This is a genomic window from Anaerobacillus sp. QJM3NY_17, assembly GCF_056173665.1.
The window spans coordinates 406,477-430,423 of record NZ_CM149685.1; the positions used below are offsets into that span (position 1 = coordinate 406,477).

General features: G+C 39.2%; 22 protein-coding genes, 1 pseudogene and 1 riboswitch. Of the genes and pseudogenes, 16 read left to right on the forward strand and 7 right to left on the reverse strand.

The window, feature by feature from the left end:
• Positions 1-9: 9 nt before the first annotated feature.
• Together AC0VYV_RS02190 and AC0VYV_RS02195 are read left to right on the forward strand one after the other, a co-directional pair.
• The gene (locus AC0VYV_RS02190) at positions 10-375 is read left to right on the forward strand and encodes a response regulator transcription factor (protein WP_430241595.1); all 366 of its coding nucleotides are present in this window, start codon (positions 10-12) and stop codon (positions 373-375) included.
• The gene (locus AC0VYV_RS02195; protein WP_475374408.1) at positions 368-3,256 is read left to right on the forward strand and encodes an ATP-binding protein; all 2,889 of its coding nucleotides are present in this window, start codon (positions 368-370) and stop codon (positions 3,254-3,256) included. The genes AC0VYV_RS02190 and AC0VYV_RS02195 overlap by 8 nt, the downstream gene beginning before the upstream one ends.
• A gap of 18 nt (positions 3,257-3,274) precedes the next feature.
• Here AC0VYV_RS02195 and AC0VYV_RS02200 read toward each other — a convergent pair whose 3' ends face one another.
• On the reverse strand, positions 3,275-4,831 hold the full coding sequence (locus AC0VYV_RS02200) for an ABC-F family ATP-binding cassette domain-containing protein (protein ID WP_303533822.1): 1,557 nt from the start codon (positions 4,829-4,831) through the stop codon (positions 3,275-3,277).
• 338 nt (positions 4,832-5,169) lie between these two features.
• Between AC0VYV_RS02200 and AC0VYV_RS02205 the strand changes: the two genes are divergently transcribed.
• Positions 5,170-6,282, forward strand: a complete 1,113-nt coding sequence (locus AC0VYV_RS02205; RefSeq protein ID WP_475369034.1) for an endonuclease — start codon at positions 5,170-5,172, stop codon at positions 6,280-6,282.
• Between the two features lie 38 nt (positions 6,283-6,320).
• On the opposite strand, the gene AC0VYV_RS02210 is transcribed toward AC0VYV_RS02205, so the two are convergent.
• Positions 6,321-7,211 (reverse strand): manganese catalase family protein, encoded by an 891-nt coding sequence (locus tag AC0VYV_RS02210; protein WP_475366427.1) that lies wholly within the window; start codon positions 7,209-7,211, stop codon positions 6,321-6,323.
• 12 nt (positions 7,212-7,223) lie between these two features.
• On the reverse strand, positions 7,224-7,436 hold the full coding sequence (locus AC0VYV_RS02215; protein ID WP_475368339.1) for a YuzF family protein: 213 nt from the start codon (positions 7,434-7,436) through the stop codon (positions 7,224-7,226).
• A gap of 136 nt (positions 7,437-7,572) precedes the next feature.
• Between AC0VYV_RS02215 and AC0VYV_RS02220 the strand changes: the two genes are divergently transcribed.
• Complete coding sequence (locus AC0VYV_RS02220; RefSeq protein WP_475368340.1) at positions 7,573-8,019, forward strand: staygreen family protein; 447 nt, start codon at positions 7,573-7,575, stop codon at positions 8,017-8,019.
• A 63-nt stretch (positions 8,020-8,082) separates the two neighbouring features.
• Here AC0VYV_RS02220 and AC0VYV_RS02225 read toward each other — a convergent pair whose 3' ends face one another.
• A complete protein-coding gene (locus AC0VYV_RS02225; RefSeq protein WP_475366429.1) occupies positions 8,083-8,799 on the reverse strand; it encodes a 3-ketoacyl-ACP reductase in 717 nt (238 codons plus the stop codon).
• A gap of 207 nt (positions 8,800-9,006) precedes the next feature.
• Here AC0VYV_RS02225 and AC0VYV_RS02230 point away from each other — a divergent pair, with 207 nt between their 5' ends.
• From AC0VYV_RS02230 to AC0VYV_RS02250, 5 genes and pseudogenes are all read left to right on the forward strand, one after another.
• Positions 9,007-10,371 (forward strand): sigma-54 interaction domain-containing protein, encoded by a 1,365-nt coding sequence (locus AC0VYV_RS02230; RefSeq protein WP_475368342.1) that lies wholly within the window; start codon positions 9,007-9,009, stop codon positions 10,369-10,371.
• 118 nt (positions 10,372-10,489) lie between these two features.
• Positions 10,490-11,887 (forward strand): YjiH family protein, encoded by a 1,398-nt coding sequence (locus tag AC0VYV_RS02235; RefSeq protein WP_475368343.1) that lies wholly within the window; start codon positions 10,490-10,492, stop codon positions 11,885-11,887.
• 27 nt (positions 11,888-11,914) lie between these two features.
• Positions 11,915-13,240, forward strand: a complete 1,326-nt coding sequence (locus AC0VYV_RS02240; protein ID WP_475366431.1) for an aspartate aminotransferase family protein — start codon at positions 11,915-11,917, stop codon at positions 13,238-13,240.
• A 233-nt stretch (positions 13,241-13,473) separates the two neighbouring features.
• On the forward strand, positions 13,474-14,082 hold the full coding sequence (locus AC0VYV_RS02245; protein WP_475368344.1) for a DedA family protein: 609 nt from the start codon (positions 13,474-13,476) through the stop codon (positions 14,080-14,082).
• A 149-nt stretch (positions 14,083-14,231) separates the two neighbouring features.
• Positions 14,232-14,654 (forward strand): annotated as a pseudogene (locus AC0VYV_RS02250) (AhpC/TSA family protein); the annotation flags it as partial.
• A gap of 129 nt (positions 14,655-14,783) precedes the next feature.
• Here the strand turns inward: AC0VYV_RS02250 and AC0VYV_RS02255 are convergent.
• A complete protein-coding gene (locus AC0VYV_RS02255) occupies positions 14,784-16,127 on the reverse strand; it encodes a globin family protein (RefSeq protein WP_475374875.1) in 1,344 nt (447 codons plus the stop codon).
• 235 nt (positions 16,128-16,362) lie between these two features.
• On the opposite strand from AC0VYV_RS02255, the gene AC0VYV_RS02260 reads away from it, so the two are divergent.
• Positions 16,363-18,471, forward strand: coding sequence for a HelD family protein (locus AC0VYV_RS02260; RefSeq protein WP_475374409.1), 2,109 nt, complete (start codon positions 16,363-16,365; stop codon positions 18,469-18,471).
• Between the two features lie 164 nt (positions 18,472-18,635).
• A riboswitch (cyclic di-GMP riboswitch) is annotated at positions 18,636-18,722 on the forward strand.
• A 42-nt stretch (positions 18,723-18,764) separates the two neighbouring features.
• The gene (locus AC0VYV_RS02265; protein WP_475374410.1) at positions 18,765-19,667 is read left to right on the forward strand and encodes an amidase; all 903 of its coding nucleotides are present in this window, start codon (positions 18,765-18,767) and stop codon (positions 19,665-19,667) included.
• Positions 19,668-19,722: 55 nt separating this feature from the next.
• Here AC0VYV_RS02265 and AC0VYV_RS02270 read toward each other — a convergent pair whose 3' ends face one another.
• Positions 19,723-19,917 (reverse strand): YwbE family protein, encoded by a 195-nt coding sequence (locus AC0VYV_RS02270; protein ID WP_430241581.1) that lies wholly within the window; start codon positions 19,915-19,917, stop codon positions 19,723-19,725.
• On the reverse strand, positions 19,895-20,074 hold the full coding sequence (gene ytzI, locus AC0VYV_RS02275; RefSeq protein WP_430241579.1) for a YtzI protein: 180 nt from the start codon (positions 20,072-20,074) through the stop codon (positions 19,895-19,897). Before ytzI ends, AC0VYV_RS02270 begins: the two co-directional genes overlap by 23 nt.
• 194 nt (positions 20,075-20,268) lie before the next feature.
• Here ytzI and AC0VYV_RS02280 point away from each other — a divergent pair, with 194 nt between their 5' ends.
• The 5 genes from AC0VYV_RS02280 (at position 20,269) to AC0VYV_RS02300 (ending at position 23,755) form a co-directional block, all read left to right on the forward strand.
• Positions 20,269-20,610, forward strand: a complete 342-nt coding sequence (locus AC0VYV_RS02280; RefSeq protein WP_430241577.1) for a lmo0954 family membrane protein — start codon at positions 20,269-20,271, stop codon at positions 20,608-20,610.
• A gap of 22 nt (positions 20,611-20,632) precedes the next feature.
• Positions 20,633-21,277: a PspA/IM30 family protein gene (locus AC0VYV_RS02285; RefSeq protein WP_371018531.1), complete on the forward strand. Its 645-nt coding sequence runs from the start codon at positions 20,633-20,635 to the stop codon at positions 21,275-21,277.
• Between the two features lie 98 nt (positions 21,278-21,375).
• Entirely contained in the window at positions 21,376-22,101 is a 726-nt protein-coding gene (liaF, locus tag AC0VYV_RS02290) for a cell wall-active antibiotics response protein LiaF (RefSeq protein WP_242057322.1), read from the forward strand.
• Positions 22,098-23,126, forward strand: coding sequence for a sensor histidine kinase (locus AC0VYV_RS02295; RefSeq protein ID WP_194220139.1), 1,029 nt, complete (start codon positions 22,098-22,100; stop codon positions 23,124-23,126). Before liaF ends, AC0VYV_RS02295 begins: the two co-directional genes overlap by 4 nt.
• Positions 23,123-23,755 (forward strand): response regulator, encoded by a 633-nt coding sequence (locus AC0VYV_RS02300; RefSeq protein ID WP_283153094.1) that lies wholly within the window; start codon positions 23,123-23,125, stop codon positions 23,753-23,755. The genes AC0VYV_RS02295 and AC0VYV_RS02300 overlap by 4 nt, the downstream gene beginning before the upstream one ends.
• The last annotated feature ends 192 nt before the right edge of the window (positions 23,756-23,947 follow it).

Genomic DNA, 23,947 nt, shown 5'->3' on the forward strand with positions numbered 1-23,947 from the left:
GTGAATGGTTTGACTCCTCGATTATTAATAGCAGAAGATGAAGAGATTCTAAGAATGTTAATCGTTGATACACTTGAAGATGATGGGTATGACATCGATGAGGCTGAAGATGGGGCGGAAGCATACAATTTTATTCAAGATAATGACTATGATTTAGTATTACTTGATTACATGATGCCTGAGATGACTGGCCTTGAAGTTATCAAAAAAGTTCGCTCTGAAGGGAACATGGATGTCAAAATCATGATGCTAACGGCAAAAGCGCAAAAGAAAGATGAAGAGATTGCAAGAGAAGCTGGGGCGAATTATTTTATTTCAAAACCGTTTAGTCCTGTTGAGCTTGCGAGCGTCGTAGAGGATATTCTTGGTGAATAGAAGATGGAAAAGTAGTTTATCACGTCAATTTGTCTGGTTTATGAGCGGGTTTTTGTTATTGATTTTAATAGTAGCCGTAGGATTGGGCCTCTATAGTCAGTCGATTGAAAAAAAGTATGAGGAAAAAGTTGTTAACCTTCGAGAAAAGCAGCAGTACGCTGTTGAACTAGAAGATAGTTTGAATGATATGTTTTTTGAAGCACGAGGCTATCTAGGCTTTCGTTTGGATGAGCCGTTTCTCAACAATTACAAAGCCAAAAAGAATTCGATCGTCGATAAAATCAATCAGCTAGAGCCGAAATTGGAGAGTCCTGAAGAGAAAGAATATCTCACATATCTTCAAGATAAATTAATAAATTATTATAACCTTTTTGAAGAAGCGAAAAGTCAGGTAGCTAGTGATAATACAACAGGATTACAAATCTTATCTCAAAATCAAGGGGGCAGCAATCTCGTTTACAATTTAAGAGATCAAACGAGAAATTTAGTCTCTGACGTTGACAACGAAATAACCGCAACTGAGAAGAATTTAATTGATCGTTTAGCAAACTTACAAATTCTATTTGTTCTTTTTGTAGTGTTCCTGCTCTTAATAGCTACCATTCTTGCTGGGATAATGGCTCGCCGTATTGGAAAACCGCTGCAAGAGCTCGCTTTGGCCTCAAGTCAAATGTCCTCTGGTGAAAATGTAGCTGTACCACATGTTAGAAGATCAGATGAACTTGGAGAGCTTGCTAGATCATTTAATTTAATGATTACTAATATTCAACAAAACGAAAAAGCACTCATTGCATCAAATGAAACGTTGGTGGAGCAAAGCGAAGAACTTCAAAGTAGTAAAAATACCCTTGAAGAAAATGTGAAAGTAATGAACGTTCAGAAGCAAGTATTAGAACATCGTAATGAATTAAACCGTTCACTTGCTTCAACGCTAAATAAGAATGAGTTATTACAAAGTATTATTACGAACATGATTCATATCTTAAGTTCAGATAAAGGGATTATTGTGATGCTGAATCAAGGGAAAGATTATGCGTCGTTAGGCATCAGCCAGGAGAAGGTACATCAGTGGATTGATCATCTTACGGATGGACCCGGAATAAAAGCAGTTCAACAAAAGCGATATCACATTGTACAAAGACCAGCCTCAGTTGGAGAAGCAGGGTATCATGGTGATGAAGTTCTCTCAAATGATCTGTATATCCCTGTAGTTTCAAGTAATGAAGTAGTAGCTTTATTGTGCATTACTAGAACTGGGGTAGAATACAAGCCTGAAGAAGTATCGGAAATCAATGGTTTATCACGTCAAATTTCTCTTGCTTTAGATAAAATCCTATTATACGAAACAACAGAGAATGAACGACAGGTGAATAGAGAAATATTGAACACGATTCGAGAAGGAATTCAACTTGTAGACAGGGAAGGAACGACGCGTGCTGTTAATGATCAAATGTGTACAATGTTGGATGCCTGTTTTCCTGATGGCGTAGATGAAAAAACATTTGCTGAGTGGAATTCGAAATTTCTTCTGCAAGTTGATTTAGATGATCGCGATGCAGTAAAGTCTTACGTGCATGACGTCATTGTGGGTGTTAAACCTAAGCAAAGTGAATTAATCTATCAAACAAATACAGAACCAGCGCTCTTTATTCAAATGTATTATGAGCATTTATATAATGGTGATAAATTCATTGGTTCGATTTTTGTTCATCGCGATATTACTCGTGAACATGAGGTAGATGAAATGAAAAATGAATTCGTTAGTACAGTTAGTCATGAACTTAGAACACCGCTTTCAAGTGTTCTTGGTTTTACAGAGCTTATGCTTTCAAAAGAGCTAAAACCTGAAAAGCAAAAGAAATATTTAAGCACGATTTATAAAGAAGCGAAGCGGTTAACCTCGCTGATTAATGACTTTCTTGATATACAGCGGATGGAAGCTGGAAAGCAAAATTATGACAAAACAAGAGTGAATTTGAAAGAAATTATTGAAGAAGTGCTCGATAACTATCGCGTTCATTCTCAGCTTCATTCTTTTATGATTGAAGACACAACAGATGAACATGAGATTATTGGAGATGCAGATAAGATCAAACAGGTCATTAATAATTTCATTAGCAATGCGGTAAAGTATTCTCCAGAAGGTGGGGCAATACTAACGCGATTCAGAGTAGGAGAAGGTCAGCTTTATGTGGATATTGAGGATGAGGGACTAGGAATCCCACAAGATTCTCTAGCTAAACTCTTTACGAAGTTTTATCGTGTTGATAATTCAGATCGACGCCAAATTGGTGGAACTGGGCTTGGGCTTGCTATATCAAAAGAGATTTTGTTAGCGCATGATGGTGATGTTGAAGTTACTTCTGAGCTTGGGAAAGGAAGTACATTCACACTTGTTTTTCCTCTAATAAGAGAAAGGTTGCCAATAGAACCGAAATCAGGGGAATTGGAGGATTCAGGCGTTTTGATTGTAGAGGACGATGATAGCCTTGCCCTTTTATTAATGGAGGAAATTACAGAAAGTGGATTTACGGCCCATCATTGCCGCAGTGGTGAAGCCGCGATCAAAATGCTTGAGACAATGACTCCTAAAGGAATTGTGCTAGATATAATGTTAGATGGCCGCATGAGCGGATGGGATGTTTTGAAAGCCGTGAAGGAATCAGAGCGTACGAAAGATATTCCAATCTTTGTATCTACAGTAAGTGAGGAGAAGCAGCGAGGTTTTGAGTTAGGTGCAAATGACTACCTTATTAAGCCTTATCCCCCTCAAAATCTTACAAAATCATTGATTAAATCTATCGTAAACAAGAATAATAACGGTAAGATACTAGTTCCGGATTATACGATTGAAGATATAGAAAAAGGCTTATCCGAATAATCGGATAAGCCTTTTTTTCTAAATTAATTTCGTTGTCCAATCTTCACAGTTCCATACATCTGTTGCAATGTCTTGATAGAATTCAGGTTCATGGGAGATCAGAATGATGCTACCCTTGTATTCGTTTAAAGCACGTTTCAATTCAGCTTTCGCTTCTACATCAAGATGGTTTGTTGGCTCATCAAATACGAGCAAGTTTGATTCTGTGTTCATCAATTTACAAAGTCTAAGTTTCGCTTTCTCGCCGCCGCTAAGAACGTCGACCCTGCTCTCAATATGCTTCGTTGTTAGGCCGCATTTGGATAAGGCAGCTCGAATTTGAGCCTGGCTGTAGTGAGGAAACTCTCTCCACATCTCTTCAATACAAGTGTTAGATGTTCTTGTCTTAATTTCTTGTTCAAAATAACCAGTATAAAGGTAGTCACCGAGCTCAACTGAACCTTCAATCGGCTTAATTTCCCCAAGTATACTGCGAAGAAGTGTCGTTTTACCAATCCCATTTGCACCCATAAGGGATATTTTTTGCCCTCTTTCCATTGAAAGATTTAATGGACGGGATAGTGGTTCATCGTACCCAATAACAAGATCTTTTGTTTCAAAGATGAGTTTGCCAGAAGCCCGAGCTTGCTTAAAATGAAATTCTGGTTTTGGCTTTTCTTTGGCGATCTCAATTACATCCATCTTATCAAGCTTCTTTTGTCTCGACATCGCCATGTTACGCGTTGCAACTCTTGCTTTGTTTCTCGCAACAAAATCCTTCAATTGAGAGATCTCCTGCTGCTGCTTTTTAAACGCTGCTTCAACTTGTTGTTTTTTCACTTCATATACAGATAAGAAGTTATCATAGTCACCTACGTATCTTGTTAGCTCTTGATTTTCCATGTGATAAATCAAGTTGATTACGCTATTTAAGAAAGGAATATCGTGAGAAATGAGTATAAACGCGTTCTCATATTCTTGTAAGTAACGCCTGAGCCATACGATGTGCTGCTCATCAAGAAAGTTTGTCGGTTCATCGAGAAGGAGAATATCAGGCTTCTCGAGAAGAAGTTTAGCAAGAAGGACCTTTGTTCTTTGACCACCACTTAAATCTTGTACATCTTTTTCAAGTCCGATTTCATCTAGTCCAAGCCCACGTGCAATTTCTTCTACCTTTGCATCAATTACGTAGAAATCATTGTTAGCGAGCATATCTTGCATTGTTCCTGTTTCTTCTAACAATTTTTCTAGCTCTTCTGGAGAAGCTTCCCCCATTTTCGCAAACAGCTCGTTCATTTCAGCTTCGTAATCAAATAAATACTGAAAAGCGCCTTTAAGGGCGTCACGAATCGTCATGCCTCGTTCAAGAACAGTGTGCTGATCGAGATAGCCGACTCTTACATTTTTCGACCATTCAACTGTTCCTTCATCTGGTTCTAACTTTCCAGTAATAATATTCATAAATGTCGACTTACCTTCGCCGTTAGCACCAACAAGTCCAATATGTTCGCCTTTTAGAAGACGAAATGATACATCATCAAAAATAGCACGGTCACCGAATCCGTGTGTTAGGTTTTTCACGGTTAATATACTCATAGGAAAACACCCTTTATTTATGGTTTAACAATCCTCATTGATTATATCGGACTATGGGCTGGGATGAAAGTAAGGAAGATGAGAAAACGATGGGAATTTTCGTAAAAAGCAGCCGTATAGTAAGAAAGACACAATATAAGGCGTGATGAGGCATTTGACCTATGATAAATAAAGGAACATTTACATCGTGTTTCATTTAGCTTAATAGTGTACGTTTACACTAGAGGGGCTTCATAAAACGGAGCTTTTATTTTAAAGGGGAGGGAATATGAATGAATACCACACGTCGTAGGGTTTATGGAACGGTTGCTTTTATGTTAGTTGTGTCGTTTATTATGATGTATTTCACGATTACACCATCTTTTGCTGATGGATCTGGAACTTCATCATCACCTTTTTCAGTTAATCAGGGAATAGCAAATCAAGGTAGTACAGGGTCAGTTGAAGGGTATATTGTTGGAAAGCCAGTCTCAACTTCCTCCGTAACTACGTCTGACTTTTCGGATGACTATGCGATCGCGATTGCCGATCAAGTGAATGAAACAAATGTAAATGAAATGCTTTTCGTCCAGGTTCCATCAACTTTCAGAAATGATTTTGGATTGCAAAGTAATCCTAGTTTACTAGGTGAAGCTGTTGTGGTCAGTGGAAGCCTAACAGATTATTTCGCTCATACAGGAGTGAAGAGTGTTTCCGATATGGAATTAAGTGATGGTGAAGGAAGTGGGGATCCTAACGACCCAGGTGATGGAGAACCATCCCCTTACGATGATACATACTATAGCTCGGCTGTTGGTAAAACCGGTAGTGCCTTAAAATCTGAGCTGCATCTTATCATCGATGATCACAATGAGCTAACTTACAGTGAAGTTTGGGATGCCCTACGCGTGACGGATGAAGACCCAGCGAACCCGAACAATGTACTTCTCCTTTATAGTGGCAGATCTCAAAGCAAATATGAGAATGGTGGTAACGTTGACGACTGGAATCGTGAACACGTTTGGGCGAAGTCTCACGGGGATTTTGGGACATCTATGGGGCCAGGAACAGATATTCATCATTTACGCCCAACTGATGTAACAGTCAATAGCTCACGTGGTAATCTTGATTTTGATAACGGTGGATCGCCTCAATCAGAAGCACCCGGTAACTATTATGATAGTGATTCTTGGGAGCCTCGTGACAGTGTGAAAGGTGATGTAGCACGAATGATTTTCTACATGGCTGTTCGTTACGAAGGGGACAGTGGTGAAGTGGACCTTGAAGTAAATAATCTTGTAAACAATGGTTCATCACCATATATTGGGAAAGTTTCTGTATTAAAGGCATGGAATGAAATGGATCCCGTGGATTCCTTTGAAGAAAATCGAAACAATGTTATTTATGATCAGTACCAACATAATCGCAATCCGTTTATTGATCATCCAGAATGGGTGGAAGCGATCTGGTAGCAAGAAAAGAGCACCTGCCCTTAGGTAGGTGCTTTTTTCTATAAATTTCGCATTAAACGTTTTGCGATCTGTTCATAATGATCCTTAGTAATGCCTGGCGCAAATTCTTCTGGAAGATCATCTAGATTAGGAATAGGAGCCCCTTCTGGTGCCCCCTCAATCACCATTAGTTTTTCACCATTTTCCGGGTTAGTCCCTTTCCATATTTGTTTAATACCTAAGTAATCGCTATCACTCCAAGTATAAAGAACGTTGTTTAATCCTTGTTCTTCAAATTTTCGAGCATAGTCAAATTTGGAGTTATCAAGGCTCGGAATCGGAAGCATTTTTGTTAAGTCTGTACCTGTCGCGATCTCGATCGCTTTTGCGTATGCAAGTACATGAGTTCCACCACGTACGAGTAAGTAGCCAATCATTTCTCGGGCTGTAGGATGATCGGTCATTTCATAGACGCGCATCTTATGCGTTCTTGCACCAACCTCCAGAAAAAAATTATGGAGTAGGTCAAGCACTAGATTGCCGCTACTGAAGACGTAATCTCCGCGCCAGGAGTTGCCCATTCCATCTGCAGCAAGAGCTGTTTGTGCTGTAGCGACAAACTGAGCTGTATTTCGCACGTCTTTACCATTTTGTAATGGAGTTAAATCAGGTGGCGCTTGAAAAGAACTTCCTGTGGTCAACAAGTTGATCGAGGTTGTTACTAATTCCACATGTCCAAATTCTTCTGCAGTAATACTGGCAACAAGGTCATAAAAAGGCTTCAACTTTTTTTTCTCACGAAAGCTAAACGACTGGAACATGTAGTTATTTAGTGTAGACAATTCTCCAAAGCGTCCTCCAAGTAAATCCTGTACAGCAGCTGCTGCGTTTGCATCCCCATGATCTGGTATCGGAAGCTCAATTAACTGCTTATTGATTCGCTTAAACATGTAATCCCCCCTTTAATTAGGAAATACCCAGACAATTTGTTGAATGCGAACAAAAAAAGGGGTTTCGTTCACTTGTAAAACAATATGATCTGGCATCACAGATTCGAGCATTCCTTGGAGTGAGCCATTTGTTGTTTGAACTGTAAGCAAACTCCCTTCAATTGATACCAGCGTTTGATAGACGTAGGGATCTACAGAACTGATTAATTGGGGTTGTTGACTCAAATTCTCTCATCCTCTCAAAAATGTCCTTTAGCTATATTAATTTACGCACTGTATAGGTTGTCATAGTCGATAAGAATGAAATGAACCCATATGAGTGATGACCCATAGTCTGTAAAAAGGAGGGGGGAAGAGATAAGTGAAGCAGAAGCTGATGGTGACGTATCGTGATGGAATGAGAGAGAAGAACTGTGTATTAGGAAGGAAATATACATTAACACATTCCGATATAACTGGAGAATTGTTTTTAACGATTGGAAAAGAATATGCCTTTGATCGTATTTCTACCATAAGAGATGAGGTGCTTGGAAGCTTTCGAAATGATTGTGGACTCTATTTCTACGTATATGTCTTAATTGACGATCCTACAGAAGAGGGGAGGTCGAGTATAAGAAATCGTATATTTCGAGAAGAGTTACCTGGTGCCTTATCGGCTATAAGAATAGGAGATGAACACTTATATCAAGCATATCCAGAACTAGATAATTTACCTATTTGGGTTTACTTTGATTCAAATGAAAAACAATGGGAAGCTTACGAGTACTATGGATCACTTAGAGAATATAGAAACAGCCAGCATAAGTAGTCTGGCTGCTTCTTTCATTTAAATTAATCGTGAGAATGAGAGTAACTTTTGTGAGAGTTTACCTTATGGGTTAGTTGTCCATAAACCTGCTGTTTTAATGAATACACGTTTGTTCATTTTTAGTTGAGCAACGATAAACTCAGCCATATCTTCTGGTTGAAGCATATTCTCTTGATTTCCATCTGTTAGGTTATTTTCTACTGCTAGATCCGTAGAAACGGTACTTGGTGTTAGCGCACTTACACGGATATCATGCTTGCGAACTTCTTGAGCTAGTGATTCCGTTAGACCCATAAGTCCGAACTTAGAAGCACTATAGGCGCTAGTAACTGGTGCCCCTTTTTGTCCTGCTGTAGAAGAAATATTAATAATATCTCCTGATTTACGTTCAATCATATCTGGCAGTACAGCACGTGTTACATAGTAAGCGCCTAGCAAATTCACTTGAATGATCTTTTCCCACTCTGTAACTTCGAGATCCATGAAGCCACCCATTTTAGCGATACCTGCATTATTAATAAGAATGTCTACTTCGCCAAGTTCTTCTTTCAATTTAGCTACAGCTGTTGTTACTTCCTCATTAGAGGAAACATCTGCAATAGCGAAGGAAGTTTTCACACCTTCTGCTTCGATTTCTTTCGCTACGTTCTGAAGTGTCTCTTCTGTACGGGCAATCATTGCGATATTTACGCCTTCTTTTGCAAGAGCAATTGCCGATGCTCGACCAATTCCTCGAGCTGCACCTGTAATTAATGCTGTTTTTCCTTTAAGAGCTACCATGTTGTTTCCTCCCTCGTTAACTTTAAGTTCCAACGTTTATTCTATAGGGTTAGCTTTAAGCAGGAAAGAATTTAGCTTTGCGATTATAATAGTGTGATAAAATACAAAAGTGAGATTATTCAAAAATGAATAGCGAATAACTTGATAGATAAGGGATTTAATAACACATTGCAAAAGTATTCAATAATGAATAGATGAGGTGGGCGTATGGCGAAATGGAATGAATATGAGGCAATCTTTCATTCTTTACAGGAGGATATACTTGTCACAGATCCTAATGGAATCATTGTGAAAGTTAGTGAAGGAACAGGGATGGTTTATGGTGTTAACGCAAATGACTTAATGGGGAAATCAGTATATGAATTGGAACGAGAAGGTTTATTCACACCACTTGCAACGCCACTGGTGGTAAAGGATAAGAAGCGTGTTACGTTTGTGCAAACGGGTTCTGATGGCAAAAAACTGCTTGTAACAGGTTTGCCAGTGTTTGATGATGCTAAAGAGCTAGTAAGGATTGTAAGTTATTCTCATGATATTACTGAACTAATGGAAATAAAGGCCGGGATGGAAGAAATGTCTTCCGAAATGGAGCGTGTTAAAAATGAGCTTGAGCAGCTTAAGCAAAGGCAGGATGATGAAGGGCTTATTGCTAGAAGTCATGAAATGAGAAAAGTGATGGCAACAGGGAAACAAGTTGCAGGTGTGGATGTTAATGTTCTCCTTCTAGGGGAGTCCGGAGTAGGAAAGACGGAAATGGGAAGATACATTCACCACAAAAGTGATCGTAGAAATGGACCGTTTATTGAAGTGAACTGTGGAGCAATTCCTGAAGCGCTTTTTGAAGCAGAATTGTTTGGTTATGAAGAGGGGGCATTCACAGGAGCTAGAAAAGGTGGACGTATGGGGTTAGCAGAAATGGCGTCTACAGGAACACTTTTCTTAGATGAAGTCGGTGAACTTTCACTGCAAAACCAAGTGAAAGTATTAAAATTAATTCAAGAAAAACGCTTTTATCGACTTGGTGGAACAAAAGAAATTCATTCTGATTTTCGGTTGATCAGCGCAACAAATAAGGATTTGGAACAAGCTGTGCAAGAGAAAACCTTTCGAGAAGATTTATTTTTTCGGTTGAATGTCGTCCCATTGATGATCCCTCCACTAAGAGATAGAAAAGAAGATATCCTTCCGCTCATTCAATCGTTTGTCGATCATTTTTCTAGACAATATAAACGAAAGCGGATGCTAAATAAGATAGTGATGCATGAGTTAACTCAGCATGTGTGGAGGGGAAACGTTAGAGAGCTGATGAATTTAATAGAGCGTCTTATTGTTACTTCAGATGCATTCGTTATACAAGAGGAAGATCTCCCTCAAACATATAAAAGTTCGAGTGAAGACTATTCAGAAATGAATAATTTTAATGAAACTTTACAAGAAACAGTTGAAAGAGTTGAGAAAGAACGACTTGAACAGGCTAGACGACAGTTTCGAACAACGACAAGGATTGCTGATGCGTTAGGGATGAGTCAACCAACAGTAGTTAGAAAACTTAAAAAATACAGAATTCAATAGTTTTTGGCATAATACTTGCATATTAAAAGAAGCAAGAAGTGAAAATTACCCTTGCTTCTTTTCTGATTTATATGCAAGAATATGAATTAATATTAAAAATGTCGAAGGAGAGTGAAGAATGGAAGTTAAACAGGAAAAATCCTATCCTCTTGAAAGTACGGGTCAATCAGCAGAGAAATCTCAAACAAAAAAAGCGTATGCATGGTTTCTTATTCCATCGTTAATCGGTATCTTATTATTTCTTGTTCCCGTTCCTTTTAATGGGAAAATGACGATTGGAGTCGGGATTTTGGCTGAGTCTATACAAATAAAACTAGCGCCTATCTTGCCTGGATTTATGACCGCCATTCTTATTTTATCTGCTATTATTCCTATTATTGCAAAAGCGTTTGAACCAAAAGCTATCATGCTTCGTCCGTTTCTGAAGCAATTATTTTATGTGAATTGGTTCTGGATTAGTACGAGGTTAATCGGTGCATTATTCGCAGTAATGACACTGTTTAAATTTGGTCCAGAATTTATCATCTCGGATGTTTCGGGTGGTACAATGCTTTACTCACTCGTTCCCGTTCTTGCAGCATGGTTTCTTTTTGCTGGTCTGTTAATGCCTCTCTTACTAGAGTTTGGGTTAATGGATTTCTTCGGAACAGCCCTTCGTTATGTGATGCGTCCTTTGTTTAAGTTACCTGGTCGCTCATCCATAGATGCGCTTGCTTCCTGGATGGGGGCAGGAACCGTTGGGGTACTGATCACAACGAAACAGTATGAAGAAGGCTATTATACAAAAAGAGAAGCTGCTGTTATTGCAACAAATTTTTCGATCAATTCGATCGCATTCAGTCTTGTTGTAATTAGCTTCATTGGTTTAGAAGATATGTTTATTCCGTTCTACTTTACGGTTGTGGTAGCAGGGCTAGTTGCTGCGTTTGTTTGTCCACGTATACCACCGCTATCTCGTAAAGCGGACACGTACTATGAGGGTACAGGAAAACAAATTTCTGAAGATGTACCTGAGGGTGTCTCTAGCTTCAAATGGGGAATACAAAAAGCACTAGAGAAGGCATCTGAAGTAAAAGGAGTGAAGCATGTAGCTGGTCAGGGTGTTAACACCGTTCTTGATATTTATTTTGCTCTTATTCCGCTTGTGATGGCACTTGGAACAATTGCCCTTATTATTGCTGAATTTACGCCTTTCTTCACATATTTATCAATGCCGATCGTACCGGTCCTTGAACTTATGCAAATTCCTGAAGCAGCTAAAGCAGCGCCGGCTATGTTAGTTGGTTTTGCAGATATGTTTTTACCTGCAGTTATAGGAACAGGGATTGAAAGTGAATTAACGCGATTTGTTATTGCAGCTATTTCATTAACACAATTAATTTATATGTCAGAGATTGGTATTTTGCTAGTGAAATCGAAAATTCCAATTTCAGTTCTAGAACTTGCTATTATTTTCTTGCAACGTACGGTTATAACACTTCCGATTATTGTTGTAATGGCCCATTTCTTTGTATAAAAGCAGAATTTAAAGGAGGATATCACATTGGCTACATCATTTGAACATAGATACAACAACATGTCAGACTATCTTGCACCAAGTATGGCAAAGGATCATCCGAATTTACCAGTCGTGAAAGAAGAGGGTTGCTATTACTATGGGGCAGATGGCCAAACGTACCTAGATTTTACTTCAGGTATTGCCGTAGCGAATACGGGCCACCGTCATCCTAAGGTAGTACAGGCTATAAAGGACGGTGCTGACTCTCTTATGCACGGGCCTTCAGGAGTAATTATGTATGATTCAATTCTAAAGCTAGCAGAACGTCTTCAAGGCATTATGCCGAAAGATTTAGATTGCTTTTTCTTTGCGAACAGTGGCACTGAGGCCATTGAAGGTGCGATGAAACTTGCTAAATATGTAACGAAACGACCGTATGTTGTTTCCTTTACAGGTTGCTTTCATGGACGCTCGCTTGGTGCTCTTGGTGTAAGTACATCAAAAAGCAAATACCGTAAATTTTTACAGCCTAATGGACTAACCTATCAAATTCCTTATGCGGATGCTGCTAGTTGTCCAGAAGGGCAAAGTGTAGAAGATTATTGTGTTGGTGAGCTTGAGAAAGATTTCGAAATGCTTTTTGATCATCAGGTAACTCCTGAAGAAGTGGCTTGCGTAATCGTGGAACCTGTTCTAGGAGAAGGTGGCTATATCATTCCACCGAAAGAATGGTTACAAAAAGTAAGAGAGATTTGTGATCGTCATGGTATGCTGCTAATCTTTGATGAAGTTCAAACTGGATTCGGACGGACTGGTGACTGGTTCGCTGCACAGACGTTTGATGTTACACCTGATATTATGGCGATCGCAAAAGGAATTGCTTCTGGGATGCCTCTTAGCGCCACAGTAGCTTCAAAAGAACTAATGAGTCAGTGGCCAATGGGAACACATGGCACAACATTTGGTGGTAATCCGATTGCTTGTTCAGCGGCGCTAGCTACTCTCGACGTAATTGAAGAAGAAGGATTACTGTCCAATTCGAAGGATATGGGTGCTTATGCATTAGAAAAATTAGCTCTTATAAAGGAAAAGCACCATGTGATCGGAGATGTCCGTGGTGTAGGGTTAATGATTGGAATTGAAATTATTGATCCAGAGACAGGCGCACCAGACGGAAATGGAATGATGCGGATACTAGATCTGTCTCTTGAAAAAGGGGTGCTTTTCTATCTGTGCGGAAAACATCAAGAAGTGATTCGAATGATTCCTCCATTGATTATTACGAAAGAGCAAATTGATGAAGGTCTCCGCATTTTTGAGGAAGCTGTTACGGAGTATGAACAAGAGAAACACGTTGTTTCTGTAGGATAGTGTTTTAATAGCCCCCATCACTTTGGACGTGATGGGGGTTTTGTTCTTTAACAGATACGTGGATATAACTAATTAATCGAGTAAATCATTTCATTTCCGCGGAAATATTTCAAACTTTGCGGGTTAAAACGACATATCCATTCATTGTTACGCATTAAAACAGTGTTACATTGGTTTCAGACTCACTGATCAGGGAACTTAATACATAGTTTTAGATTGAGAGGGGATCCACTATGCTGGAATTTCTGATTCATTTCCTGAAAGAGCTTGGAATCTGGGGTCTTTTAATAAGCAATGCTATTGAAGCATCATCTCTACCTTTTCCCGGGGGAATGATGACATTGACGTACGGTTATTTATTGAATGCTTCGATGATCGAGATGGTTGGTTTTGCATTTCTAACGAGCGGTATTTACACGATTTTTAGTTTTATTCCATATGGGATCGGTTTGAAAGTAAAGGATAAAGTCGAAAGGAAATTAAAAAAGAAGAAGGTTGAACGCGTTCAAAGATGGTTTAGAAAATGTGGATCATGGAGTATTGCAATTACACGCCCACTTGGGATAGGGAACTATGTATCCTATGTGGCTGGTATGAGTAAGGTCAAGCCCTGGATATTTGGAACACTTACCTTTGTCGGTATATTTCCTTGGACAATCGCTATGTTGTGGATTGGGCGGAATGGGAATATAAAATCAGTTCAAGCGATTTTAGGGAGCATACAGAAATATGTCTTTTTAATTGTTGTGGTGGCAGTTATTGGGTTCATTGGGTATCACTACTATCGAAAAAGGTGTAAAATCGATAGTAAGAAACAAGTGTTTAACACCGATCAAACGTAGCATCGATCAGGTAAGGAGAGATTGTATTGGATAAATTAAATTATGAACTCGATGTTCCAGGAAGTACCACTGTTACTCTGGAGCAACTGATTAATCAAAAGAAATCGATGGTCATATTTGTCCGTCACCTTGGCTGACCAGTTTGTCGAGCTTATCTTACGCAGTTGCGTAAGCGCGTAAATGAAATTGAGAATAAGGGCTTTCAGATTATAGCCATCGCCCCCTCAAATGCTACTTATATTAGCCAGTTTACAGAGGCTTTTGGAGAATTTCCTTTTGTCATTGCAGGTGATCCGAAGAGAGAAGCATACCGTGGCATGGGACATCATACGATGCCGAAGTGGAAATTACTTGGACAAGCAGCGATTGGATTTGTCACCCGTAAATTGGATGGGTTTATTCCAAAAGAACAAAAGAAAAAGGATTTTGTATTAAAGTCGATGAAAACGCAGGATGTATATATTCAAGGTGGTACGTGGATTTTTGATGAGAGAGGGAAATTAATCTGGCATCATATCGATCAGTCGCCAGAAGATCATGCGAAAATCGATTCGGTTTTGAATGTATTGTGATTGACTGTATGATGCATAGAGAAAAGCTTCTAGCTATTAGTTAGAGGCTTTTTTTATGCAACAAAAACAGAGAAGCTCGAGACTTCTCTGTTTTTCCATATCTATTATAAGGGGGGGAAGACATGTGTTTTATTGATTAACAATTTTCTTGCGAATGGCAAATGCTGAACCAGCAGCAGCTAGAGAACCTAGAGTAATCCAAAGTGCTGTTAGGTCAGATGACTGCTCACTCGCACCACCCATACCTGTTTTTGGCATATCACCAGGCATTGCTTCTCCTGCAAATTTGTCTGGCATTTGCTTAACGATAGCGCCTCCAAGAGATTCGCCTACACCAAACATGAATGCATATCCTTCACGGAATTGTTCAATTGAACCTTCGTAATCACCAGACATGTAAGCTTCAAATGATCCAATTACTTGTTTTTCATGAGCCATAAGAGCTTCAGTAGCAGCGTCGGTTGGAAGGTTTTCTTCTGTTGCTGTTCCTAGGAAAGCTCCAAAGTTCTTAGGGAATGTTGTCATCATACGTTCTTTCGCCATTTCCATAGCTTCCTCGTCTTCAGATAGAGATGCGACTACAAGGTCAGCTTGTGCAGCAATATGATCTTCTTGCCAGATTTTTTCAAACTGAGCAGCACCTTCATCTCCGTAGATAGAACCGATAGCCGCTTTAAAGTCAGCAGTGTTTCTGTCTTCAGCCCAGTTTACAAAGTCATAGTCTTCTGATTGGTCATAGCCTTTTTCAAGACCAAGGGAAGAAAGAGCAAAGTGCTCAGATGCAAGGCTGTTTAGAGTTGAACGTAAGTCTGCAGCAGGAGTATCAGCTTTTGTATTTTCAAATTTATCAGGCATCTGCGTTACAATTGCACTAGATAGTGCTTTGCTGATCGCAAACATATGCTTATGCCCTTCACGGAATGTCGTGTAAGCTTCTTCGTAATTTCCTTCTGTATACTCATCAAAAGTTGTTAGGACTTGATCCTCGTGAACTTCTAGAACATCTGCAGCGGCTTCCTTAGGAAGATTACCTTCTGTAGCTGTATCAAGGAACGTGGAGAATTCTTCAACAAATTCGTCTACTTCAGCTTCAGCTTCTTTACGAAGTTCTGCATCATCTTCGGTTGCTGCTTTTACGAAATCAGCGGAGTAATCATTGTGACCTCGAAAGATATCTTCAAATTGTGCAGCGGCTTCATCGCCATAGACAGATGCAATCGCTGGTGTCATATCAGCTGCGTTCTGATCTAGGGCTTCAGTTACTTCTTCTGCATCCTCTGTACCGTCATATGATTTCGTCATGGATGAAACAGCTAGTACAAAATGTTCAGATAAGAGCTGGTCAAGTGTTGCGCGTAGATCTGAAGCAGGCGTTTTGGCTGTTGGCTCAGCTGCCGCTGCCCCAGCAACTGTTGGGAATAATAAGGTTAGGCCTAATGCAGGAACCATTAATTTCTTGAATGCTTTTTTCATGTTCATTTTACTTTTCACTCTCCTCGATTTTTTTATCGTTTATTTGGATTACACATAGCTAACGTTCAAAGTGAATAGGTGGATCATTTTTTTATAAACTTTTTAATAAAGTTTTTTAAAATGGTAAAAACACTAATTTTAATATTCTAAAAACAATTGGTTGAACTACCTAATTTGTGGTAGTATTAAACTTCTGTCTGATTCAGAGACAAATCTCATAAGGAGGTAACTGATCTTGGACAATAAGACTCAAAGTGCCTATCGGAAAGAGAAGCAGCAACTCGATCAAATCGCTGCGGAGATTACAAAACAGCGGCAGGTGTTGGAGAACTACCCCAGGTATTCTGGCGATAATGTAACAGAACAAGTTCTTGAGAGCATTCGAGAGGAGAATCGTCAATCTCTTGTCATAGCTTCAAAAGAACCATACTTCGCACGAATGGATTTTCAAGAGGATGAGAAGGAATCACATTCGTATTATATTGGGAAAGTTGGCGTAGCACATGGAGATTCACAGGATTCTCTGGTTGTAGACTGGAGAGCTCCTGTTGCGAGTATGTTCTATGCATTTACAGGGCCAGAAGAGAATGTCTATTATGTATCGCCTGATGGCGTCATCGAAGGGAATATAGAGCTGAAGCGAAATATTGTGATTCGAGATAAAGAACTTCAGCGAGTCGTAGACACCTATGTAGAAGGTAGCGATGATTTAAGTGGCTCAGATGAATTTCTTCTATATCGTCTGAGTGAAAATAAAGATAACCGTCTCCGTGACATCGTATCAACAATACAAACAAAGCAAAATGATATTATTCGTGCTGAGCGATCGACGCCACTTATCATACAAGGAGCAGCAGGAAGTGGTAAGACAACGGTTGCGCTTCATCGATTAGCTTTCTTACTATATGAATACAGAGATACCATTCAAGCGGGTAACATGATTATCTTTGCACCGAATAGGATGTTTCTTGATTATATTTCAGGTGTCCTTCCGGAACTAGGCGTAGGGGGAATTCAACAATCAACCTTCACGGATTGGACAATAAAAACGATTGAAGAAAAGATTACGATTGATTCATCTGGACACGACCTCAGAAAGTGGTTTGGGAAGAGTCGATTCGATTTTTCAATTGCAGAAGGAAGAGTAAAAGGATCACTGGCATTTAAAGAATGGATTGATCAAGCTATACATCGTTATAGCAACTCAGTCGGTCCGGTTGGCTCCTTTCACCCATTTGAAAGAAGAGAGCTTTCAGAAACGAAGATCAAACAATGGTTAAAAGACCTTTCTGCATATCCTGTTGGACGTAAACGCGATATGATGATGAATCGATTTAAAATTTGGATAAAAGATGAGATCAAATCGGTAGAGGGAGCCCATTTAAAGAAAGAATATCGCAAACTAGCAAACGATCAGCTGAAGAATTATTTTAAAACATGGCCGAAGCAAACTGCTCTTTCGTTCTATCAATCACTCTTTCAATCGAATGTTCCTAGCTACATAACACAGTCAGAAAGAGCAGATGTTATAAATGAAGAACTTGTGATGGAAACGGCAAAGCGATTAAAAAAGAAGAAGTTATCGCCGGATGACCTTGCTCCTCTCCTTTACATTCAATTTCAATTAAACGGTATTGATAAAGAACATAGGTTTCAGCATATTGTAATTGACGAAGCTCAGGACTTTTCACCTTTTCAACTGGCGCTTCTGAAAGATGTGAATCGAAGTCAATCTTTTACAATATTAGGGGATTTGGCACAGGGCATTCATTCATATAAGGGCATTCATAACTGGGAAGAATTTAGGGTGCTTTTTAACGGTAAAGAAATTTATATGGAACTTGAACAAAGTTATCGATCGACTTTAGAAATTATTGAATTTGCGAATGAAGTGATAGCTCATGCGGATATACCGGTTCAACCGGCTGTGCCTGTTTTTCGAAGTGGGAAGAAAGTCGAAATAAGCAAAATAGATAAGAAGAGGCATGTTAGTAGCTTGATAAAATCAGCTAAAGAAATGCAAGAGAGAGGTATGAATACAGTAGCGATTGTTGGTAGGAGCGAAGAGGAATGTCGTGATTTGTATGGCAATCTTAGTAGGTATGATGAGAAGTTGCATCTTATTACTGCGAATGATCGATCTTATGAAGGGGGACTATCAATTGTGCCAATCTATCTTACTAAAGGATTAGAATTCGATGGAGTTATATTGGCAAATGCTAACGAAGATAATTATAGTCCACATGCAACAGATGCGAAATTACTATATGTAGGATGTACAAGAGCATTGCATGAATTAAAACTCTTTTATATTGATACTCCTTCACAATTGCTACCAGTTTAATCAAACGTTTGTTTAAAGGTTACCTTTGTTATTTCATACCATGAAATGAGCGATTGTTAGTACATTCAAGTATTAGCACCATTGAGCATTTACTTCACACACTCTACAAAAAAAGCTAAACTCTTTATTATTTATTGCCGATAATAAAAGTAGTTGGAATATAAAACTGAAAAAGGCAAACCTGTTGAAAAGCAGGGACGCAAAGTTATGGGCCAGCCCGCATGAATGCGAATGGTTGCCAAACCGCCAGGCTCCTTTTTGAGCTCTGGGTTGAAAAAAAGGAGAGCGTACATGTGAAGAATGTATCGGTTGCTGTTGGAATTCTCTTTTTTATACTGGGCTTTTTTGTGCAGATAATGGTTTTGCCTGAGGGGAAAGCTGAGGCGATAGAAATGGACACTTCTCTTGCTACATGGATTTGGAACACAAGGGACATTGAAACGAAATCAAATGAGATCCTTCAGTTTATGGAGGAGAAACAAGTAACCGATGCTTACTTGCAAATAAATCGTTCAGTAATGGCATCTTCTTATGAATCATTTATTGGAAATGCGACATCCAAAGGTATTCGTGTACATGCTCTAGATGGGGCACCAAATTGGGCTACAAGAAATGGTGCTACATATCAGGCGAACTTATTTAACTGGTTGGATTCCTATCAAGCTAATGCGACAGAGAATCAAAAGTTTAGTGGTGTTCATCTTGATATAGAACCTTATCTTCATTCTGGCTGGACGAATAGTTATCAAAAAACGATTGCTTTCTATCAAGACCGTTTATCAGATGGAAAAACTCGTGCGATGAGTCTTGGATTATCGTTTGGTGTCGACACTCCTTTTTGGTTTGACGAACAATCTTACAACAATCGGTATGGATCGGGCAATTTAGCTGAGTGGATTATTCAAACGGCGGATGTGACTACATTAATGGCTTACCGTGATCGTGCTGATGGTGCAAATGGAATTGTTGCTCTTATTAGCAATGAGATAGCTTTAGCTGAAAAATATGGCAAGAAAATCTCCGTTGGTGTAGAGACAGGGCAAACGTCAGAAGCTTCCTACATTTCATTCTTTGAAGAGGGAGAAGCAGTCATGATAAAGGAACTTCTCAAAGTAAAGACTGCATATGAGCATTCCTCTTCAGTACAAGGTTTTTCCATACATTACCTTGATAGTTGGATGGCGTTAAAACAATAATAAAGATGAACCCCCGGACTGAAAATCAGCCGGGGGTTATTTTTATGAATTCAGCTTACGATAAAATCGATTTGACGCGACCAACCTGTCCATCTTCAAGACGTACTTTGATACCATGCGGATGGGTGGGGGATTTAGTCAGGATATCTTTTACAACACCTCTTGTCGTTTTCCCTGAACGCTGATCTTGTTTCAAGACGATATCTACAGTTTTCCCTGGTTCTATATTACTTCTGTTCTGTCCGTTCATCAGTAACCTCTTTCTCTGTCGCTTCGTTATGCTGCTCCTCAGGCAACGGATCGACAGTATGTTTGACACTGTATCCTTTTGATACAGCCATTCCAAAAGCAGCGGCAATGACAATCGTCATAATGACAACGACGATGACTGTTATCGTAATAACCATTCCCGAACTCCTTTCCGTGATGTCTGCTTTCACTTTACCATGATTATCGCGGTTAAGATAGAACATGATCTGACGAGGGTTGTCATATAGCTTAATCTGTCTAAGTCGCTGGTCCTATATAAATATATAGCTTTAGCTCATTATGGAGGCTTTGGTAAGCAGGTAGAATCAAAGTATGAAAGGAGGCGATTATGATGAAGAAAGCAGGTTTGCTGTTACTTGGAATCATCGCTGCGATTGTATTGCTGTCGAATCTTGGTTCATTAGTAGGTATGATGATTAGCCTTGTCATCCTCTACATTGCATTTAAGAAGTTTATTCAGGCAGATTCAACAACTGGTAAAGTCATCTGGGGGATCTTAGGATTCATCGGTTTAAGTACTGCCGTGGCGAATATGCCAGCTATTCTTGGTCTCGTAGCTATCTACATTCTTTATGTCGTTTATAAAAAGTGGGATGGAGCAAGTTACGATAAGAAAGACAATGACCCATTCACAAATTTTGAAAAGCAATGGGATGAACTGAAGAAAAGTTAATCAAGCAAAGGAGAGAATGGACATGCCAAATTTACTTAATCGCATCAAAAACTCAATTGAAGCTGATTTTCATAGCATCCTTGACCAGAAGGAGGAGAAAAATCCAATTTCCCTTTTAAATCACTATTTAAGACAGTGTGAAAGAGAAGTGGAAAAGGCGAGAAAACTTGTCGAGCGGCAGTCAACGCTACTTTTAGAATTCAGAAGAGAATTAGATAAAGCGCGAAGAAATGCTGAGAAACGCGCTGGACAAGCTGTTTTAGCAAATGAAGCAGGCGAGGCTGAGCTGTATGAGTTCGCAAAACAAGAGCAGTTGCAATATGAAGAAAGAGCTAACCACTTATCACAATTGATGGATGAGGCAGATCTTGAACTTAAACGTCTTGAACAAAAGTACGAGAAAATGAAGCATAAGCTTAAAGATATGTCGATTAAGCGAATGGAATTAATGGGGAAAGAGAATAGTGTGAGGGCTCATCATAAGATGGATTTGGTTCTGGAAGAAAGGAATCTAGATCAACCATTTAATCGTTTTGATGAGATGGAGAGTTATATTGAGCAACTTGAGAAGAAAGTGAATAGAGATTACGATATGTCTACTATTGATACAAAGTTCCACTTACTTGAGAAAAAGGCGAAAAAACAAGAAACCAATTCAAATTCTTAGAGAAATAGTGGTATTCTAAAAGAGGCGCGTGCGCCTTTTTTAGTCATGAGTATAAAAGGTGCAATGACGATAAATGAGGGATGAATGGAGGGACGCTAGTGTGGAAAAATAGACATATTGACACTGTTAATGGACTTCTAATAATTGGAGTTATTCTTATCCTATTAGAAGTTTCTTTAAATGGCGGCCTCCTGTTCTTATTAATTCTTTCCGCTGCATTTGTTTATATGGGGAGAAAACGTCTTCCACGAACTTCAGGAAAAGTTTTTCTTGGACTCGGTATCTTTTTCTTTCTAACGACCGTTATGAATATGGTAGTCGTGAAGTTTTTTCTTCTTGTTCTATTAGTCTATCTTGGCTTCCAGTTTTATCAGTCCAAACAAAAACCGAAGAAAATAAGGCCGGTATTTGAAAAACCTTCAGTGTCTGAAGAAGGAATGATCCATCAAAAGCCATTGTTGCAAAACAAGTGGTCCGGTCGACAGAAAACACATGATCATGTGTACGAGTGGAATGATATTAACATTCAAGCTGGTTTTGGTGAAACGATTATCGATTTAAGTTACACGGTTCTTCCTAAAGGAGAATCCGTTATTATGATTCGAAACTTCGTAGGAAAAGTGCAAATACTCATTCCCTATGAACTCGAAGTGAATATTCAACATTCAGCTATGATCGGATCTGCCACGTTGTTACAACATGAAGAACCTGGAGTGTTTAATCAAGTTCTCTCTTATAAAACGAATGGATATGATGATGCTACTGAAAAGGTAAAACTAGTCACCTCGATGTTTGCTGGAGATTTAGAGGTGAAGCGAGTATGAGTGTCATGAAGCGTCATATGCTATTTGGTGCATTACTGTCACTCTTGCTATTTTTTCTTTTCTCTGCCGCTTATTTGACTGTTTTCCCACCGGCATCTCTTTCCCTTTTATTTGAGAAAGATTTAATGGACTTACCGTTCGGGTTAATCGTTCCAATTATATGTGTAATGATTGGAGCGGCTGTTGGAGGAATATCAGGTTTATATGCGAGTAAAGAAATTCAAAACATTGCAGATACGCTAGAGGAACTTGATAAGGGACGTGCTTTACATAACTATAGTGGTACAAGTCTAAATGTCGTTTTTGAACAAATTGATAAATTGCAAAACCGAATGAATGATCAAGTAAGACTAGCCCAGAAGCTTGCGAACGAGAAAGCAGAGGATCATGAGAAGCGAGTTCAACAAGTCGTATCCGAAGAACGCAATCGTCTTGCTCGTGAGCTACATGACTCCGTGAGTCAGCAGCTTTTCGCTGCTTCCATGTTAATGAGTACGATAACGGAAAGTCGTGAAGTAGCGGATGATCTAGAAACAAAGCACCTTAAGATGATTGAAGAAACCATTCATCAATCCCAACTAGAAATGCGCGCTCTCTTACTTCATCTTAGACCTGCCGCATTGAAAGATCGCTCACTCGAGGAAGGAATAAAAGAGCTATTGAACGAACTGTCTCAAAAGGTGCCAATACAAGTGAATTGGAAGCTTGAAGCCATTGAGCTCGATAAAGGTGTTGAAGACCATCTGTTTCGTATACTACAGGAATGTGTATCCAATACACTAAGGCATGCGAAGGCATCGACACTTGATGTTCTACTTATTCATCGAGATGGACGTACGATCTTACGAATAGTTGATGATGGGGTTGGTTTTAAGATGGACGAGAAGAAAGCTGCTTCATATGGATTACAAAACATGCATGAACGAGCACTCGAAATCGGAGGGGTTCTTAAATTGGTCAGTCTTCCACATAAAGGGACTAGGCTGGAAGTAAGCGTACCACTTGTTGGGAGGGGTAGAGAATGATTAAAGTTTTGTTTGTCGATGATCATGAAATGGTTCGGATTGGCGTTTCATCTTATTTATCTGCTCAGGCTGATATTGACGTCATTGGAGAAGCGGATAATGGAAAGAAAGGGGTAGACCTCGCGCTATCCCTTCGTCCAGATATCATATTAATGGATCTAGTTATGGAAGAAATGGATGGGATTGAAGCAACGAAACAGATTATTACACAATGGCCAGATGCAAAAATCATTATCGTAACAAGCTTCTTAGACGACGAAAAAGTCTATCCAGCACTTGAAGCTGGAGCTACAAGCTATATGCTGAAAACATCGAAAGCTGTGGAGATTGCAAATGCAGTTCGAAAAACGCACCATGGGGAATCTGTTCTTGAACCTGAAGTAACGGGGAAAATGATGTCGCGGATGAGAAGTAGAATTCAAAAGCAGCCCCATGAAGAACTCACGGATCGAGAGATGGAAATTCTCTTATTAATGGCTCAGGGAAAGGCGAACCAGACGATTGCTAATGAACTGTTTATTGCGCTTAAAACAGTAAAGGTTCATGTGAGCAACATTCTTGGAAAACTTGAAGTTCATGATCGAACCCAGGCGGTTATTTATGCGTTTAAGCATGACCTAGTAAAATGAGCAAAAACAGAAGCTGTTTTTGCTTTTTTAATACAATGAAGAGAGGTTGATTCTACTTATTTAGCAACCAAAAAATTAAGAAAATTCTTGTATATTAGTGTCGAATTCAATAGATAACATAGTAATAAAGGCCTATTTATGAGTTGTAACCGCTTCAATTAAAAATCTTAGGTTTAGGCTGTTTACAAAGCG

Excerpts from the sequence above, each read along its gene's own strand:
- AC0VYV_RS02200 (WP_303533822.1), bottom strand. The coding sequence starts at position 4,831 with ATGAGTATATTAACCGTGAAAAACCTAACACACGGATTCGGTGACCGT.
- AC0VYV_RS02205 (WP_475369034.1), top strand. The coding sequence starts at position 5,170 with ATGTATTTCACGATTACACCATCTTTTGCTGATGGATCTGGAACTTCA.
- AC0VYV_RS02210 (WP_475366427.1), bottom strand. The coding sequence starts at position 7,211 with ATGTTTAAGCGAATCAATAAGCAGTTAATTGAGCTTCCGATACCAGAT.
- AC0VYV_RS02225 (WP_475366429.1), bottom strand. The coding sequence starts at position 8,799 with ATGGTAGCTCTTAAAGGAAAAACAGCATTAATTACAGGTGCAGCTCGA.
- AC0VYV_RS02230 (WP_475368342.1), top strand. The coding sequence starts at position 9,007 with ATGGCGAAATGGAATGAATATGAGGCAATCTTTCATTCTTTACAGGAG.
- AC0VYV_RS02235 (WP_475368343.1), top strand. The coding sequence starts at position 10,490 with ATGGAAGTTAAACAGGAAAAATCCTATCCTCTTGAAAGTACGGGTCAA.
- AC0VYV_RS02245 (WP_475368344.1), top strand. The coding sequence starts at position 13,474 with ATGCTGGAATTTCTGATTCATTTCCTGAAAGAGCTTGGAATCTGGGGT.
- AC0VYV_RS02255 (WP_475374875.1), bottom strand. The coding sequence starts at position 16,127 with ATGAAAAAAGCATTCAAGAAATTAATGGTTCCTGCATTAGGCCTAACC.
- AC0VYV_RS02270 (WP_430241581.1), bottom strand. The coding sequence starts at position 19,917 with ATGAACGGACAGAACAGAAGTAATATAGAACCAGGGAAAACTGTAGAT.
- ytzI (WP_430241579.1), bottom strand. The coding sequence starts at position 20,074 with ATGGTTATTACGATAACAGTCATCGTCGTTGTCATTATGACGATTGTC.
- AC0VYV_RS02280 (WP_430241577.1), top strand. The coding sequence starts at position 20,269 with ATGAAGAAAGCAGGTTTGCTGTTACTTGGAATCATCGCTGCGATTGTA.
- AC0VYV_RS02285 (WP_371018531.1), top strand. The coding sequence starts at position 20,633 with ATGCCAAATTTACTTAATCGCATCAAAAACTCAATTGAAGCTGATTTT.
- AC0VYV_RS02295 (WP_194220139.1), top strand. The coding sequence starts at position 22,098 with ATGAGTGTCATGAAGCGTCATATGCTATTTGGTGCATTACTGTCACTC.
- AC0VYV_RS02300 (WP_283153094.1), top strand. The coding sequence starts at position 23,123 with ATGATTAAAGTTTTGTTTGTCGATGATCATGAAATGGTTCGGATTGGC.